Annotated in this window: 20 protein-coding genes; 16 read left to right on the forward strand and 4 right to left on the reverse strand. The window is 54.3% G+C overall.

Annotated elements, in window-relative coordinates; all coding sequences use genetic code 11:
* Positions 1 to 3 precede the first annotated feature (3 nt).
* From IVG45_RS15185 to IVG45_RS15235, 11 genes are all read left to right on the forward strand, one after another.
* On the forward strand, positions 4 to 768 hold the full coding sequence (locus IVG45_RS15185; RefSeq protein ID WP_196434647.1) for a beta-ketoacyl synthase chain length factor: 765 nt from the start codon (positions 4 to 6) through the stop codon (positions 766 to 768).
* Positions 761 to 1,537, forward strand: a complete 777-nt coding sequence (locus IVG45_RS15190; protein WP_196434648.1) for a lysophospholipid acyltransferase family protein — start codon at positions 761 to 763, stop codon at positions 1,535 to 1,537. The genes IVG45_RS15185 and IVG45_RS15190 overlap by 8 nt, the downstream gene beginning before the upstream one ends.
* Before the next feature lie 222 nt (positions 1,538 to 1,759).
* Positions 1,760 to 2,008 carry an acyl carrier protein gene (locus IVG45_RS15195; protein WP_196434649.1) on the forward strand — a complete coding sequence of 83 codons (249 nt, stop codon included), beginning with the start codon at positions 1,760 to 1,762 and terminating at the stop codon, positions 2,006 to 2,008.
* 5 nt (positions 2,009 to 2,013) lie between these two features.
* Positions 2,014 to 2,685, forward strand: a complete 672-nt coding sequence (locus IVG45_RS15200; protein ID WP_230874606.1) for a hypothetical protein — start codon at positions 2,014 to 2,016, stop codon at positions 2,683 to 2,685.
* A 26-nt stretch (positions 2,686 to 2,711) separates the two neighbouring features.
* Positions 2,712 to 3,065, forward strand: coding sequence for an ApeI family dehydratase (locus IVG45_RS15205; protein ID WP_196434650.1), 354 nt, complete (start codon positions 2,712 to 2,714; stop codon positions 3,063 to 3,065).
* Positions 3,049 to 3,792: a glycosyltransferase family 2 protein gene (locus tag IVG45_RS15210; protein ID WP_196434651.1), complete on the forward strand. Its 744-nt coding sequence runs from the start codon at positions 3,049 to 3,051 to the stop codon at positions 3,790 to 3,792. The genes IVG45_RS15205 and IVG45_RS15210 overlap by 17 nt, the downstream gene beginning before the upstream one ends.
* The gene (locus tag IVG45_RS15215) at positions 3,789 to 4,778 is read left to right on the forward strand and encodes an LpxL/LpxP family acyltransferase (RefSeq protein WP_196434652.1); all 990 of its coding nucleotides are present in this window, start codon (positions 3,789 to 3,791) and stop codon (positions 4,776 to 4,778) included. Before IVG45_RS15210 ends, IVG45_RS15215 begins: the two co-directional genes overlap by 4 nt.
* Positions 4,775 to 5,191 (forward strand): acyl-CoA thioesterase, encoded by a 417-nt coding sequence (locus tag IVG45_RS15220; RefSeq protein WP_196434653.1) that lies wholly within the window; start codon positions 4,775 to 4,777, stop codon positions 5,189 to 5,191. Before IVG45_RS15215 ends, IVG45_RS15220 begins: the two co-directional genes overlap by 4 nt.
* A complete protein-coding gene (locus tag IVG45_RS15225; RefSeq protein WP_230874607.1) occupies positions 5,181 to 6,140 on the forward strand; it encodes a sulfite exporter TauE/SafE family protein in 960 nt (319 codons plus the stop codon). Before IVG45_RS15220 ends, IVG45_RS15225 begins: the two co-directional genes overlap by 11 nt.
* A 152-nt stretch (positions 6,141 to 6,292) precedes the next feature.
* Positions 6,293 to 6,862 (forward strand): hypothetical protein, encoded by a 570-nt coding sequence (locus IVG45_RS15230; protein ID WP_230874608.1) that lies wholly within the window; start codon positions 6,293 to 6,295, stop codon positions 6,860 to 6,862.
* Entirely contained in the window at positions 6,852 to 8,168 is a 1,317-nt protein-coding gene (locus IVG45_RS15235) for an NAD(P)/FAD-dependent oxidoreductase (RefSeq protein ID WP_196434655.1), read from the forward strand. The genes IVG45_RS15230 and IVG45_RS15235 overlap by 11 nt, the downstream gene beginning before the upstream one ends.
* Before the next feature lie 89 nt (positions 8,169 to 8,257).
* Here IVG45_RS15235 and IVG45_RS15240 read toward each other — a convergent pair whose 3' ends face one another.
* Positions 8,258 to 8,701, reverse strand: a complete 444-nt coding sequence (locus tag IVG45_RS15240) for a GNAT family N-acetyltransferase (RefSeq protein ID WP_196434656.1) — start codon at positions 8,699 to 8,701, stop codon at positions 8,258 to 8,260.
* A gap of 163 nt (positions 8,702 to 8,864) precedes the next feature.
* Here IVG45_RS15240 and IVG45_RS15245 point away from each other — a divergent pair, with 163 nt between their 5' ends.
* Complete coding sequence (locus IVG45_RS15245; RefSeq protein WP_196434657.1) at positions 8,865 to 9,935, forward strand: TIGR03790 family protein; 1,071 nt, start codon at positions 8,865 to 8,867, stop codon at positions 9,933 to 9,935.
* Positions 9,936 to 9,979: 44 nt separating this feature from the next.
* On the opposite strand, the gene IVG45_RS15250 is transcribed toward IVG45_RS15245, so the two are convergent.
* The 3 genes from IVG45_RS15250 to IVG45_RS15260 are packed head-to-tail and all read right to left on the reverse strand — an operon-like array spanning position 9,980 to position 11,078.
* Positions 9,980 to 10,366, reverse strand: a complete 387-nt coding sequence (locus tag IVG45_RS15250) for a lipocalin family protein (RefSeq protein WP_196434658.1) — start codon at positions 10,364 to 10,366, stop codon at positions 9,980 to 9,982.
* Between the two features lie 52 nt (positions 10,367 to 10,418).
* On the reverse strand, positions 10,419 to 10,898 hold the full coding sequence (locus tag IVG45_RS15255; RefSeq protein ID WP_196434659.1) for an RDD family protein: 480 nt from the start codon (positions 10,896 to 10,898) through the stop codon (positions 10,419 to 10,421).
* Positions 10,899 to 11,078, reverse strand: coding sequence for a hypothetical protein (locus tag IVG45_RS15260; protein ID WP_196434660.1), 180 nt, complete (start codon positions 11,076 to 11,078; stop codon positions 10,899 to 10,901).
* Between the two features lie 291 nt (positions 11,079 to 11,369).
* On the opposite strand from IVG45_RS15260, the gene pcnB reads away from it, so the two are divergent.
* From pcnB to panC, 4 genes are read left to right on the forward strand one after another with little or no spacing between them, the layout of a single operon-like run.
* A complete protein-coding gene (gene pcnB, locus IVG45_RS15265) occupies positions 11,370 to 12,704 on the forward strand; it encodes a polynucleotide adenylyltransferase PcnB (RefSeq protein WP_230874609.1) in 1,335 nt (444 codons plus the stop codon).
* Positions 12,701 to 13,207 (forward strand): 2-amino-4-hydroxy-6-hydroxymethyldihydropteridine diphosphokinase, encoded by a 507-nt coding sequence (gene folK / locus IVG45_RS15270; RefSeq protein WP_196434661.1) that lies wholly within the window; start codon positions 12,701 to 12,703, stop codon positions 13,205 to 13,207. Before pcnB ends, folK begins: the two co-directional genes overlap by 4 nt.
* Positions 13,204 to 14,013 (forward strand): 3-methyl-2-oxobutanoate hydroxymethyltransferase, encoded by an 810-nt coding sequence (gene panB, locus IVG45_RS15275; RefSeq protein WP_196434662.1) that lies wholly within the window; start codon positions 13,204 to 13,206, stop codon positions 14,011 to 14,013. Before folK ends, panB begins: the two co-directional genes overlap by 4 nt.
* A 4-nt stretch (positions 14,014 to 14,017) precedes the next feature.
* Positions 14,018 to 14,869, forward strand: a complete 852-nt coding sequence (gene panC, locus IVG45_RS15280) for a pantoate--beta-alanine ligase (RefSeq protein ID WP_196438052.1) — start codon at positions 14,018 to 14,020, stop codon at positions 14,867 to 14,869.
* Positions 14,870 to 14,896 lie beyond the last annotated feature (27 nt).

The raw sequence follows: 14,896 nt of genomic DNA on the forward strand, positions 1-14,896 counted from the left end.
GCCATGCAATCTTTGCCTGCGCCGGCCCCGGAATCGGCCGCCCCGGAAAGCCAATTGCGTTTCAGCCTGAATTACTGGTGTTTATGGCAATCGGAACCCCATGCCGCCGAGCATTGCTGGCCCGGCGGCGAAGTCTTGCCAAGCCATCGGGGTTGCGCCGACGTCGGATTTTTACCGATGATGCAAAGGCGCAGACTGTCGCCCCTGGCCCGAGCCGCCTGCGCGGTAGCCTGGCGCTGTCGGCAACAAGATGGCGACATGCCGTCGGTATTTTTTTCCAGCCATGGCGAAAGCCAATATTATCTGGAAATGCTGACCGGCATTGCCGACGGCGAAAGCCTTTCGCCCAGCCGCTTCAGCCTGTCGGTACACAATGCGGTCGCCGGCCAATACAGCATCCACGGCGGAAGCTTTCTTCCCTATGTAGCCCTGGCCGGCGGCACGGAAGGCATGTTTGGCGCATTCGTCGAAGCGGCCGGTCTGCTGCTGGAAACGCCCAAAGTCTTGGTGGTCTGGTACGAACAGCCGTTACCCAAGGCTTATAGCGCCTACCTGCCCTGCTCCGAAACCACCTGGGCCTTGGCCATGGTTTTGAGCTTGGCCGGCGAACCCAGCCGGCAACTACGGCTAACCCGGAGATCGGGCCTCGATCAGATTGAAACCCAAGCCGATAGCCCAGATTTGGTTCGGGCCATTCTAAACGGCCGACGCAACGGCTACAGCCAACAGAATGGTTCCATCTGGCACTGGAGTCTGAACGATGCTTGAGCGCATCAACTATTTTTGGCGGCTGGCCGGCACCGGTTTCAGCTTTTTCCTGTTCGGCGCGGTAGGTGTGTTGTTTTGGGGAATGCTGTTCCCGCTATTCGAGCGATTTCTGGGAAAAGGCAGCCTAAAAACACGACGTTCAAGACTGTTGATGACGCACATATTCCGGCTCTATATGAACTTCATGCGCGCCATCGGCATCCTCGACTACCAAGTACGCGGCGGCGAGCGGCTAAATAGCGCGGGCAGGCTAGTGATCGCCAACCATCCTTCATTGTTGGACATCGTGTTTCTGATTTCCCAAATACATAACGCCACCTGCATCGTCAAGCCGGCCCTGGCCGCGAATCCGTTCATGCGCATCCCGATTCGGGCCATGGGCTATATTTACGCCGAGGATCCGGCTGATTTGGTCGAGCGTTGTGCAACAGAATTGCGCGAAGGCGGCTCATTGATCATATTCCCGGAAGGCACTCGCACCACGCCCGGCAAACCAATCAAATTCCAACGCGGCGCGGCGGCGATTGCGCTGCAAGCCGAAGCTAAAATTCTACCGATTACGATAAGCTGTTCGCCGACGACGTTGACCAAGCAGGAAAAATGGTATCGTATCCCCGAAAAGAAGTTTACTTTGAGCCTGGATGTGGGGGAAGATATTGGACCAATTATGATGGACAAAAACGGTAACCGCTCGCTGGCAACCAGGCGCATTACTCGGCAATTGGAACAATATTTCATTGAGCGAATGGCCCACAATGAAAAGCCTTAAGACCCAACCAAAACGATAGAATAGCGATACTTGAACAACTAATCAGAACTTCCGCCATTTGGCGTGATACTAAACCGATAGCATAACCCTTTCGAAGGGGAACGGCCTGAAACAAAATTCGACACTCACATCGATACCGCCACAACCACGCTGACCTTATAATGTCGCTCCGGTCAAAAACCAAACTGGTTCCCCGGTACACCAACTAACAATCCAACCCTTATGAAAACCCAAGAAGAAGTATTCGCCACCTTACGCCAAATCATGTCGGACATGTTCGAACTGGCACCCGATGACATCGTGTTGAGCGCCAATCTGAGCACGGATCTGGACATCGACAGCATAGACGCCGTCGATTTGATGGTCAGACTACGCGACATTACCGGCAAACGCATCAATCCGGAAGACTTCAAAAACGCCCGCACCATACAGGACGTGGTCGACACCGTATATAGGATTAACGCGGACTAAGGATCATGCCAAAACCGGCACTGAACCAATGGCTCCCGTTCGTGCAGTTGAATGACGACCGGCACGGCGCCGGACAACCCGGCGAAGAACGCAATCGGCCGCTCCCCAAGCGTATATCAAGACTTCATCATAAAATCCTGAATAGCATCTTATTGCTGGTAACGGTCGGCTATCCCTTCCTGGTCTGGTTTTCGCGGGATTATGTTCAACCTCGTTCGCTGGCCTTAATTCTGGCCGGGCTGTTTCTGCTGCGCGGCCTACTGCAAAAGGAACGGCTAACCGGCGGCATGTTGCTGATCGCGCCAGCCTGCGTACTATTTCTGCTGACGGTCGCACTGATCAACCAAAACAGTTGGTTACTGACTTATCCGGCATTCGTCAGCCTGCTGTTTTTCACGGTTTTTTCGTATAGCCTGGCTTATCCGCCGACACTGGTGGAGCGACTGGCGAGACTCGAAGACCCGCAATTACCCGCCAAGGGTGTAGCCTACACACGCAAGGTCACCCTAGTTTGGTGCGTGTTCTTCCTGACCAATGCCACAGTGTCCCTGGCGACCGTTTGGTACGGCGACCCATGGCTGTGGAGTTTATATAATGGCTGCGTATCTTATATTCTGACCGGCCTGTTGATGGCCGCGGAAATGGTCGTACGCCGCAAAGTCAAGGCAAGCTATTGAAACCCTCTAGCCAACAGGACACAACTATGGTTGTGTTTCCCGAGATACTCGGAACCAATCCCGCTGACAAAGGCATTATCCTGAACTTACGGATACCGGAAAACTTGGCCTATTTTGACGGCCATTTCGATCAAATCTCCGTCGTCCCCGGCGTGGCGCAAATCCAGTGGGCGGTGCATTATGCCCGGCTGCATTTGGGATTAACCCTGGCGTTTAGCCATATGGAGTCGATCAAATTCAAAGAACTGTTATTACCGGGACAAGTCTTGCAGCTTGAATTACGTTACCTAACGCAGTCTCGAAAACTGGAGTTTTGTTATCGTTCCGACACCTCGGAATATAGCTCGGGTAGAATCTATTTCCATGATGACCGCATTTAATCCTTGCCTGCTTATCCCAGTCTACAATCACGAAGGCCCGCTACCCAAAATCGTGGAACGGCTGGCCCCTCATCGATTGCCCTGCATTTTGGTGGATGATGGCAGCGATGCCGCCTGCGCCGCCACCATCCGTGAGTTGGCCGGCCAATATCCCGAGGTGCAAAGTATTAGGCTGGATGTAAACCAGGGGAAGGGCGCGGCGGTCAAGACCGGCATTCTGGCGGCTCGAGCTCAAGGTTTTTCCCATGCCGTGCAAATCGACGCCGATGGCCAGCATGATCCGGATGATCTGGAAAAATTTCTGGCCGCCGCCCGGCAACATCCGGAAGCCGCCGTGATCGGCCGGCCATTATTCGACGAATCGGTTCCCAAACTGCGCTATTACGCCCGCTATCTGACGCATATCTGGGTCCATATCAACACCTTATCCTTTGCTATTCCGGACTCCATGTGCGGCTACCGGGTTTATCCGATCGAACCCAGCGCGAAGTTAATCCAACGCATCGCCCTGGAAGATCGCATGGCCTTCGATACCGAGATACTGGTGCATCTTTACTGGCAAGGCGTGCCCGTCGTTTCAATCATTACCCGCGTCCGTTATCCGCAAGACGGCATTTCGCATTTTCGGGGCTGGGAGGATAATTTGCGCATCAGCCTGACCCATGCCCGCTTGTTCTTTGGCATGCTCCCGCGCATTCCGAAACTGTTGGCGAGGCATTTTCGATGAGGCCCGAAAACGCTTCCGCCACCCGGCATTGGGCGGCGCTCGAGGAAACCAGTCTGCTCTGGGGTATCCGCATATTGGTGACGGTGTACCGGTTGTTCGGCCGCTGGGTTTTCCGGCTATTCCTGCGCCCGGTCGTCAGTTATTACTTCCTGGCCGGCCGGGTTGCCCGCGAGGCTTCAAGGGATTATTTACGCCATTTGGACCGGTTTTACCCGGAATTGGGTATAGGCAGCGGTTGCTGGCAAAACTATCGCCATTTCCTCAGTTTCGGCGAGACCTTGCTGGACAAAATCGTGGTGTGGACCGGCAACATAGCTCAAGATCAAGTGGATTTTCCCAACCGTAAACTTTTGCTCGATTTGATCGAGCAAAAGCGGGGCGCCATGCTCCTCACGGGCCATATCGGCAATTTTGAAATCTGTAAGGCCATCGCCAACCAGCGCGGCCACATCCATCTGAACATCCTGGTACATACCCGGCATGCCGAGAAATTCAACCGCCTGCTGGGCGGCAACCAAGGCAGTGCCACCATCAATCTGATTCAAGTCACGGAACTGAATCCGGCAATCGCCATCGATTTGCAGGAAAGAATCGAACGCGGAGAATTTCTGGTGATGGTGGGCGACCGGATTCCGGTTGACGGCAGCCGCACGATACCGGCCGACTTTCTCGGCCAGCCGGCCGAATTTCCGCAAGGCCCTTATCTGCTGGCTTCGCTGCTTCGCTGTCCGGTCTTCACCTTGTTTTGTTATCCGGTCAACGATCGCTTTGAAATTCACCTGCAGCCTTTCGCCGATGCTATCCGCATTCCGCGCACCGAACCGCAACGCCGGCAAATGCTTGAAAGCCTGGCCCGGCGTTATGCCGAAAGGCTCGAAAACCATTGCCGGGCTGCCCCGCTGCAATGGTTCAATTTTTATCCGTACTGGAAACCGTCAACCGACACAAATGATGCCAGCCCCGATTCAGAGAATGTGAAGCCATGATACGCGCCGAAGTTGAATTGACAGTGCCTTTTTTCGACATCGATATGTTGGGCATCGCCTGGCACGGACATTATTGCAAATATATCGAAGTCGCCCGCTGCGCGATGCTGGATTCAATCGATTACGGCTACATGGCGATGAAGGACACCGGCTATGTCTGGCCCATCGTCGATATGCAATTACGATTCGTGCGGCCGGCACGCTTCGAGCAACGCATTCGGGTATCGGCGGAGTTAGTGGAGTGGGAATACCGGATGAAAATCAAATACCAGATAAGCGATGCCGAAAGCGGCGAAGTGCTGGCCAAGGGCCACACCATTCAGGCGGCCGTCAACGCGAGCAGCGGCGAAATGAGCTACGCCTCCCCGGCTGTCTTTCTGGAAAAACTCGGAATCAAACCCGGTGCGGCCTAACCGTAATCTGGTGTTCTTGATCCCTGTCCTGGTCTGGCTGGGATGGTATCTGTTGCCGGATGATGCCCCGCCGTTTTGGGCAATCGCCAAGCACTGGCGCATCACCTTGACCATGGCTTTCGGCTCCTTCATCGCCGGCGCCACCAGCGAAGCCGGCGGCGCCGTGGCCTTTCCGGTGTTCACCAAGCTACTGGCCATTCCACCACTCCACGCCAAACTGTTTTCGCTGGCCACCCAGAGCATAGGCATGGGCTCGGCGTTCTTGACCATACTGTTATTGCGTATCCGGGTCGAATGGCGCGCCGTTCTGTGGGTGGTGATTGGCTCGATACCGATGTTGCCGGTGGGATTTGCGCTGGCCAATCAGTTGCCCACCAGCGCGGTGCGTATCGTATTTACCGTAGTCCAAGGCAGTTTTGCGCTAGCCCTATGGTGGCATAATCGGGATCCCGAGCGCGACCGTAACGATGGCCTGCCGCGTTTCGCCGGCCTGGAAAAAGCCACGCTGCTGGGCTTCGGCATGATAGGCGGCCTGATCAGCGGCTTATTGGGTAGCGGGCTGGAAATCATCGTGTTTTCGCTGTTGGTACTGTGGTTCAGAATGTGCGAGAAAGCCGCGACGCCGACCGTGATCGTGATGATGGTGCTGACCTCCTGGTCCGGCTTCGCGATGATACTCGGCAGCGGGCAGTTTGTAGCGCCGGTCAGCGAATACTGGCTGGCCGCCATTCCCGTCGTGGTAGTGGGCGCCCCCTTGGGCGTGTATGTCTGCTCCCGCATGTCCAGAATGCTGGTGGTGAAAACCCTGATCGCATTGATCCTGCTGGAACTGGTTTCGTCGCTGGTGCTAATTCGGTTGACGCCTGAAATCGCCGCCGTTGCGGCTTTGCTGTTCCTGGGATTTTCTTGCGTGTATTATGGGATGTACCGTTCGCGGCGCTATGTTTAGGCTATTTTTGAGTAAGCTTGTACCCATTGCCGATACCAAATAGATCGTTCGAAACGAATAGTTGACTTCGACTCCGCTCAGTCAACCACGGTTTTTTTTGCAGTCGCGACCGCAAACGCGCGCCACCATCCCGTAACCCTTTACCTGAGGATATGCCTGTGTTCAGAAAAACCGTTATCTTGACCCTCATGGGTCTGGCCGTTTTATCGTTTGGCTGTCAAAAGGATCTGAAACCCAATCCACCGGCGGCAAGCCTGCAACCGGCGCAAATCTACTACACCCAGTTCAGCCTGTTTCAAGAAAAAGACAGTTTCCGCACCACTAATTACCGCAAGGGCCAACTGATTCCGATCAATACCGCCGTCACACTGCAATCGATGGAGTCCGACGAAGCGAAGCTCAAGCTGGTGGACAATGGCCGGCCCCTAACCATCGAAAATGTGGCCAAATTTACCAAGGACGACATGCAAACCGCCTTCAATAAAATCGCCGGCCCCAACAAAGTCGACCTGAGCCGGTTCAGCGCCGACGAGAGAGACGCCATTCAGGCCGGACAGGTCAGGCAAGGTATGAGCAAGAAGGCGGTTCTGGCGGCGATCGGCTACCCGCCCCAACATGAAACCCCTTCGCTGGAAGGCAATACCTGGACTTATTGGTCCAACCTGTTTAACAAGTTCATCGTGAAATTCAAAAACGACAAGGTGGAAAGCATTGTTGATTAATGCCTCGATTCCCCGCCGCTGCGATGTGTTGGTGATCGGCGGCGGCCCTGCCGGTGCCAGTGTCGCGGCCTTGCTGGCCAAACAGGGCGTGGAGGTGGTATTGCTGGAAAAAGCCAATCACCCCCGGCCGCAAGTGGGTGAAAGCCTGATTCCGCATGTCTGGAAATACGCCGACCTGAGCGGTGTTTCGCCGTTGATCGAGCAGGAAGGTTTTGTCGCCAAGGCCGGCGGCATTACGGTCTGGAACGGCAAAATCCACCGTATCGCCTTTTCCGAATTCGGCTTCAGCCGGCCGGCCTTGCATGTGGAACGCGACGTGTTCGACGATTTACTGCTGAAACACGCCGCAAGCTTAGGCGTAAGCGTTTTCCAGCAAGTAACCGTGCGCGAGGCCGAACTGAATTCCGACACGCCCGAAGTAACCTATCTGGACCGGCGCGGCGGCGATACGGCGGCGGGCGGTATCCATTGCCGTTTCGTAATCGACGCCAGCGGCTCATCGGCGTTGTTGGCCGGCCAGTTCAAGTCCAAACAACTGGTGGATTCGCGCATGCGCTTTTTATCCTTGTGGGGACATTTCAAGGGTTCGCGTTATGTCGCCGCCGATGGCCGCAGCTATCCAGCCAGCGAAGTCGGCAAAACCAAACCCGTGACCTTCGTCACCTCGTTCGAGGACGGCTGGATCTGGCACATCGCGATGCGCCAATACGCCAGCGTCGGCCTGGTGATTAACACCGACCGCGCCCGCGCCATGGACAAGGCCGAGCGCGAGAGTTTCTTCCTGGACACCTTAAAAACCGCGCCTTACGTCGACCGGCTATTGGAAAACACCGAATATCTGCCGGACTCTTTCAGCCAAAGGCCGGATTACTCCTATTACTCCACCCGCTTGTGCGGAGAGAACTTTTACTGCATCGGCGACGCGGCTTCCTTCGTCGATCCGATTTATTCGCACGGCGTGTTGAACGCCTTTTACAATGCCTCGATCACAGCCCTGGCCATCGGCGAATCCCTGAAAGACCCGAGCTACCGTTCCCGCCATGCCCAGCTTTGCGAGAACCGCATCCGGCAGTTTTACGGCTTTTCCCGCTCGCTGGCGCTGGGCGAATTCGGCGGCGATGGGGTGGACGCGGAACTGGTTCGGCGCTTCATGCGCCAGGTGCCGGCGCTGGAATTGGAACTGATGCTGGCCGCCTCGGCCATGTCCGAACGTTCCGGAAACTTTCACCAGCTGGCGCAAAATGCCGGTCTTCACTTACCCGCGACTCGCGCAAGAACGCATTTCATGCAGGAGTTGATGCTGTAAAGGCGGAGTCCGACTTTCACCACCGAGAAAGCAAGGATTCTAGTTTACCCAACGGATTGATGAATTCCCGACGACGAATTCCACCAACCTCATAGTATCAAGCGCATCGGCAACATCTCCGAAGCCTTAAATCCCTGCCGCCGGTAAAATTGCTGTGCCGCCTGATTATCCTGGTCGGTCAGTAAGGTTATCCTGCGGCAGCCGTTCTGTTTGGCAAAGGCCAGGGCATGCTCCAATAACAAACGCCCTACCCCCATGCCGCGCGATTCCTGGGCCACGACCATATCCTCCAACCAAGCCACCCGTTCTCCCAGTGCAGTGGATACCGAGTACAACAAACTGACCATACCCATTACCCGCTGTTGCCGCCGGGCCACGAAGATATGCCCGATGGCCGGATCGGCGATGATCTGAGTCAGGCCCCGCTGTTGAGCTGAAGTATCCGGTTGAAATTCGACTTCCTGGCTGAATAGTTCGGCCAATAAGCGGCAAAGCGCCGGAATATCGGCTGCAGTGGCAAGATTGATTTTCATCTCAGGCTCCGGACATTGATCGGACAATGTGCTTAAACCGCAAGGTTTCCAAGCGCCGGGCTACAAAGTTCTTGTATAAAGGCAAACCTACCCAACCCGATGACGCTTAATCTATGCGATTATTAGCCTTGAACCACAATCACCAGGGTGCAAGGTATAAAACATGTCCGTTGTAAAAAAATTCGTTGTGGCTTTTTGCTGCTTGTTGTTAATCAATGGTTTCGGCATTGAGCCGTTGTCCGCGCAAGTCTCGCCTTTATATCGTCCAGCCACGGCCTTGGCCGCGAAGGACTTGGCGATTATCGTCAATGACAACGACCCGCTCAGCCAGCAGATCGCCGATTATTATCGGCAAATGCGCAAGATTCCGCCAGAGCAGCTCATTCACATCCGTCTACCGGCGCGGCGTGCTATTTTGACCAAGGGCGAGTTCGAGCATATCAAGCAGCAAGTCGACGAACAAACGCCCAAGCATGTGCAGGTGTTTGCATTGACTTGGTTACAACCGTTTCGGGTTGAATGCATGTCGATTACCACCGCCTTCGCCGCCGGATTCGATCCGGCATTTTGCTCGGAGGGTTGCCAGCAGACCCGCAAAAGCCCGTATTACGCTTCCGAAGCCGCTAAGCCGTTCGACAAGCATGCCTGGAGGCCGACCATGGTATTGGCGGCGCACAACCTAGCCGAAGCCAAGAAACTGATCGACCGGGGCATTGCCGCGGATTTCTCGCGGCCATCCGGCTCGGCCTATTTATTGAAAACCTCCGATCAGGCCCGCAGTTCGCGAGCAGGCGGGTTTAAAACTATCGCGGAAAAATTCAACCCATTCTGGCCAGTTAATTATCTTGAGCAGGATTATATTGCAGGGCATCAGGATGTGATGTTTTACTTTACCGGCCTGATCAGCGTCCCACATATCGGCGAAAATCATTTCTTGCCGGGCGCGGTGGCCGATCATCTGACCTCGGCCGGAGGCGTAATGTCGGGCAGCAGTCAGATGAATATTATGGAGTGGCTGAAAGCAGGCGCGACCGGCAGCTATGGCGCGGTGGTGGAACCCTGCAATTTTCCGGCGAAGTTTCCCAATCCAGGCGTGTTGATGTATCACTACCTGAGGGGTAGCACGTTAATCGAAGCCTATTGGAAAAGTGTGGCCCAACCGGGCCAAGGCATTTTTGTCGGCGAACCCTTGGCCAAACCCTTCGCCTTTCCTGTACAGATGTCTGCTAATTGACGACAGTTGGTTGACAAGGCGGGCATTGCGCCCGCCATCCAGCCTTATTTGCGGGTCATGAAAAGATACAGAAATTTACATTTCAAAGTCATCTGATTCCCGCTCATTTCCACTACCGAGCAATCTTCGTATTTTTCCCGGCCGGGCGTGAGTTGTTTTTTAATCACGCCATCAGCCACGCTGTATTTGATCGGGATATTCATTGCACCAATTCCGCTACGAGCGTCTTCACCCGTGGTGACTAATGTCCCGTCCTTTTGAAATTCCCAAGTCACATGCAAGGGTTTCTTTTCTCTGTCCAGCGCGAGAGCTTCGTGAGTGACCTGCCATGTACCCAGGATTTTAGAGCTGTCTTCGAGTTTGATTTCCGCCCGCGCGGAAAAAGCCACAAGTGCCACAAACAGGGATAAAAGTGTTGTTATTGTTTTCATTGAGTTCTCCCGACCGAGCGAAAAGATAGATTGAATCAGGAATATAGCATATTCAATTTGGCCGACGGTTATTTTCTCCGGGCATGAAATACGGGCGGGTTTTGGACAAATGATCGTGCCAGCTCAGCCGGTTTTTATCGAACAAGCACCACAGAAAACCCAGTCCCAGAAACGCCCAGGATAGGATGGCGGCGAAAAAGCGCAGGCTTGCCCTGCGCCAGCCGATACCGCTGCCGTCCAGGTTGCAAAGCTTGATTTTCCAAGCCCGCAGGCCCAGCGTTTGACCGCCATGAGTCCAGAACCAGGCATAAAACAAATAACTTATGCCGAATAGATAGAGCGGAAAATAGTATTGTCCAGCGGTAAAAGCCTGTCCCGAGTTGAAGGGCAAGGCGATGGCGGCGGCAAAAAACAACACTGCCAGCAGTAGCAACGCGTCGTAAACAACCGCGCACATTCTACGCAAAAAGCCCGGCGCCGAAGGTTTTTCGGCGCCGGGCTTTTTGGAGGTATTGCGTTCGTAAGTCTGCAATTACTTGCGAAACAATTCGAGTTTTTGCCCCATGTACATGCTCATAGCCACCAAAGCGCCTACCATCAACACCGAGAACATAAATGGTGGTCTATGGAACAGCAGCAGCGCAAAATCAGCTACAAACAAACTGGTGAATAAAGGCTGGTCAATAAAACCATTCAAAATTTTCTTAAACATTTCCCCACGCTCCTAATTTAGTTGCTGATCACATCAAACAACATGATGTATCGACTTAATTTTTTTGTGTCGCCTAGTATGGACACCACCAACTTGGCGATTCTACTATATTGCCCGACAATGTAAAAGATAGCGGCGGATTGAGCTGTAATCTTGCGCGGTGTTATGATAAGTCCATGGACGGCTTACGCTTGCGCTGCTTGATAGCAACCGGCGAGCGAGCATTAAAAATTCAAAAAAAGGGTTATAGCCATTTTTAAATTCTTCAAAAAAATATTTTCGGTTAGCGATTTGCCGGTTAACGAAGCGGGGGCAGAGCCTAAAATCCAGGTTAAGATCTACCCGCGTCCCGAACATTGTATTTCCCGTTCTCAAATCAGCGAAAACGCATTAAAGGTGTTACAACGCTTGAAAAAAGCCGATTTTGAGGCCTATCTGGTCGGTGGTTGTGTCCGGGACTTGCTACTGGGCAGGGAGCCCAAGGACTTCGATGTCGCCACCAATGCCAGTCCGGAACAGGTAAAGCAGGTTTTCCGCAACTGCCGCATCATCGGCCGCCGCTTTCGGCTAGCGCATGTGTTTTTTGGCCGCGAGATTATCGAAGTCGCCACTTTTCGCGGTTCCGAACCCGAAGAATCGGATCAACAAGTCATACACGAAGATGGCCGATTGCTGCGCGACAATGTGTTCGGCACCTTGGAACAGGATGTCTGGCGCCGCGACTTTACCGTGAACGCCTTGTACTACAACATTCGGGATTTTTCGGTGGTCGATTTTACCGGCGGCATACGGGATCATGCCGATGCGATATTACGCTTGATCGGCGATCCCGATGTGCGTTACCGAGAGGATCCGGTGCGGATGCTGCGGGCCGTCCGCTTCGCGGTAAAGCTAGGATTTACCTTGCATCCGGACACCGAACGACCGATTTATACCCAAGCCGAATTATTAAAAAGTATCCCGGCCGCGCGCCTCTACGACGAAGTTCTGAAACTATTTCTGGCCGGCTACGGCGTGCAAACCTTCGAAATGCTCAGGCATTACGGCTTGTTCGCGATGCTGTTTCCAGCTACCGACCGATGCCTGGAAACGCAGGACCATGACTTTCCGCGCTTGTTCCTGATTCGGGCCTTGGAAAACTCCGATCGGCGTTTTTCCGAGGGCAAAAGCCTGACCCCTTACTTCTTATTGGCTGCCTTGTTGTGGGAACCCTTGCAAATCAACGCCAACAATCGCATTCAGCAGGGCGAAAACGAAACCCTTGCCTATCAGAATGCCGCCAATGAAGTATTGAGCCGACAAATTAAAATTACCGCCATGCCGCGCCACATTACCCAGTCAATGCGCGATGTCTGGTTTTTGCAGACTAAATTTTCCAGAACCGTCGGCACCCGGCCCTATCGACTGCTTGAGCAGGCGAAATTTCGGGCGGCATACGATTTTCTGCAGTTGCGAGCGGAAACCGGCGGAGCCGATCCGGAGTTACTGACTTGGTGGACCCGCTTTCAGGAAGCCGACGAAGATTTGCAACGAAAAATGACGGCGCCGCCGAAAGGCGGCGCCTCCAAACCGCGCGGCAAACCGCGGCGCTACCGTAACCGCGCAAAACCCGGCCCACAAGAATGAACGTGGCCGCCACCTGGATTGAGGCTTATATCGGCCTCGGCAGCAACCTGAACGACCCGCTACGGCAGATCGAGTCCGCGGCCGAAGAAATCGCCAAACTGGAGTTGGTCGAAGAGGCGGCTTTATCGCCGCTATACGCCAGCCAACCGGTCGGCCCGCAAGATCAACCCGACTATATCAATGGGGTGATGCGGATCAAGACCCGGCTGACGGCCACGGATTTACTGGCACAATTGCAACAAATCGAAAACCGGCACGGGCGAATACGGATGGTACGTTGGGGCGCCAGGACCTTGGATCTGGATATCCTGTTGTACGGTGATCAACTCATCAACCTGCCCGACTTGGTGGTACCCCATCCGGAATTGCCCAATAGAGCCTTCGTACTTTATCCACTGGCCGATTTAGCGCCTGTCGGCTTGACTATTCCGGGCCAGGGCAATTTGGCAAGCTTGCTGGCCGCTTGCCCAGCAATCGGTTTAGACAGGATAACCCCAGTATGAGCCTCTATGCGGATTCGCTAAAAACCTTGTCGGTTACCGATCTGGCGGCGATGAAGCAAGCCAGGGAAAAAATCAGTTGCTTGACCGCCTACGACGCCAGCTTTGGCGCCTTGCTGGATCGAACGGGGATCGATGTGATCCTGGTTGGCGATTCGCTGGGCATGGTAATTCAAGGCCACGACAGTACCCTACCGGTCACCATCGAAGACATGGTCTACCATACCCGTTGCGTTGCTTCCGCCAGAAAACGGGCATTTATCGTCTCGGACTTGCCGTTTGCCAGTTATGCCACACCCAACGATGCCCTGCGAAATGCCGCGCGATTACTGCAAAAAGGTCAAGCACAGATGGTCAAGTTGGAAGGCGCCAGAATCGATGTGATCGGTTTTTTGGTTGAACAGGGTATCCCGGTCTGCGCTCATCTGGGCTTGCTGCCGCAATCGGTCAACAGGATCGGTGGCTATAAGGTGCAAGGCAGAGATCCCGCGCAAGCGCAAAAAATTCTCGACGATGCCTTAGCTGTCGAGCGCGCCGGCGCGAATTTATTGGTTCTGGAATGCGTTCCGGCACTGCTAGCGGCAGGAATTGCCCAAAAACTGTCCATCCCGGTAATAGGGATAGGGGCCGGTGTTGGTTGCGACGGGCAGGTGCTGGTGCTTTACGACATGTTGAATATCGGTGCCGGCAACCGGCCCCGTTTTTCCAAAAACTTCATGGCCGGAGCCGAAAGCATAGAAGACGCCGTGCGCCAATTTCATCGCGCCGTGAAAGCCGCGGAATTCCCCGCGGATGAACACTGCTATTAATTCGATGCATACCGTAACAACCATTGACGCCCTAAGACACTCTATTCAGCAATGGCGCCAAGCCGGGCACAGCATTGCCTTCGTGCCGACCATGGGCAACCTGCACGCCGGCCATTTCAAACTGATCGAAACCGCCCGGCAACAAGCCGACAAAGTTGTCGTCAGTATTTTCGTCAATCCGACCCAATTTGGCCCCAACGAGGATTTTGCCAGCTACCCGCGCACCGAACGGCAAGATAGCCAGAATCTGACCGCCCGAGGCACCGATCTACTGTTTTTACCCTCCGTGGCGGAAATGTATCCTCGGCCTTCGCAAACCCGTGTTTCCGTCGGCGGCCTGTCGACCCTGCATTGCGGCGCCATCCGCCCTGGACATTTCGATGGCGTGGCAATGGTGGTTTGCAAATTGTTGAACATGGTGCAGCCTGATCGTTTATTGCTCGGCGAAAAGGATTTTCAGCAATTAGCGGTGATTCGGCGCATGGTGGCCGACCTGAATATTCCGGTGGAAATTCAAGGAGTCGCCACCGTCAGGGAAGCCGACGGGCTGGCGATGAGTTCGCGCAACGGCTATCTATCCAGCCAGGAAAGGCCTCTGGCGCCGCTGCTGTATCAAGCCTTGCGCACGGTGAGAGATGCCGTGCTTCAAGGCTCTCAGGATTACCACACGCTCGTTGACCAGCAATCACGAATACTGACTCAGTCCGGGTTTTTAATGGATTATTTTCAGGTCTGTCGCAGCATCGATTTATTGCCTGCAACAGCCGAGGACCAAGACTTAGTCATTTTGATCGCCGCCAAGCTAGGCAAAACCCGTCTGATCGATAATATATATTTCTCTCGACAAAATGTCTGATCAGACTAGATTTCAGTCTAATTCAGC

Origin of the sequence: Methylomonas sp. LL1, assembly GCF_015711015.1 — a bacterium.
Lineage (GTDB): Bacteria > Pseudomonadota > Gammaproteobacteria > Methylococcales > Methylomonadaceae > Methylomonas.

What these genes read in the sequence shown, in the direction of transcription:
- panB (WP_196434662.1), top strand. Translation starts at nt 13,204, where the DNA reads ATGAGCCTCTATGCGGATTCGCTAAAAACCTTGTCGGTTACCGATCTG.
- folK (WP_196434661.1), top strand. Translation starts at nt 12,701, where the DNA reads ATGAACGTGGCCGCCACCTGGATTGAGGCTTATATCGGCCTCGGCAGC.
- IVG45_RS15250 (WP_196434658.1), bottom strand. Translation starts at nt 10,366, where the DNA reads ATGAAAACAATAACAACACTTTTATCCCTGTTTGTGGCACTTGTGGCT.
- IVG45_RS15210 (WP_196434651.1), top strand. Translation starts at nt 3,049, where the DNA reads ATGATGACCGCATTTAATCCTTGCCTGCTTATCCCAGTCTACAATCAC.
- IVG45_RS15260 (WP_196434660.1), bottom strand. Translation starts at nt 11,078, where the DNA reads ATGTTTAAGAAAATTTTGAATGGTTTTATTGACCAGCCTTTATTCACC.
- IVG45_RS15240 (WP_196434656.1), bottom strand. Translation starts at nt 8,701, where the DNA reads ATGAAAATCAATCTTGCCACTGCAGCCGATATTCCGGCGCTTTGCCGC.
- IVG45_RS15215 (WP_196434652.1), top strand. Translation starts at nt 3,789, where the DNA reads ATGAGGCCCGAAAACGCTTCCGCCACCCGGCATTGGGCGGCGCTCGAG.
- IVG45_RS15205 (WP_196434650.1), top strand. Translation starts at nt 2,712, where the DNA reads ATGGTTGTGTTTCCCGAGATACTCGGAACCAATCCCGCTGACAAAGGC.
- IVG45_RS15200 (WP_230874606.1), top strand. Translation starts at nt 2,014, where the DNA reads ATGCCAAAACCGGCACTGAACCAATGGCTCCCGTTCGTGCAGTTGAAT.
- IVG45_RS15185 (WP_196434647.1), top strand. Translation starts at nt 4, where the DNA reads ATGCAATCTTTGCCTGCGCCGGCCCCGGAATCGGCCGCCCCGGAAAGC.
- IVG45_RS15230 (WP_230874608.1), top strand. Translation starts at nt 6,293, where the DNA reads ATGCCTGTGTTCAGAAAAACCGTTATCTTGACCCTCATGGGTCTGGCC.
- IVG45_RS15220 (WP_196434653.1), top strand. Translation starts at nt 4,775, where the DNA reads ATGATACGCGCCGAAGTTGAATTGACAGTGCCTTTTTTCGACATCGAT.
- IVG45_RS15190 (WP_196434648.1), top strand. Translation starts at nt 761, where the DNA reads ATGCTTGAGCGCATCAACTATTTTTGGCGGCTGGCCGGCACCGGTTTC.
- IVG45_RS15195 (WP_196434649.1), top strand. Translation starts at nt 1,760, where the DNA reads ATGAAAACCCAAGAAGAAGTATTCGCCACCTTACGCCAAATCATGTCG.
- panC (WP_196438052.1), top strand. Translation starts at nt 14,018, where the DNA reads ATGCATACCGTAACAACCATTGACGCCCTAAGACACTCTATTCAGCAA.
- IVG45_RS15245 (WP_196434657.1), top strand. Translation starts at nt 8,865, where the DNA reads ATGTCCGTTGTAAAAAAATTCGTTGTGGCTTTTTGCTGCTTGTTGTTA.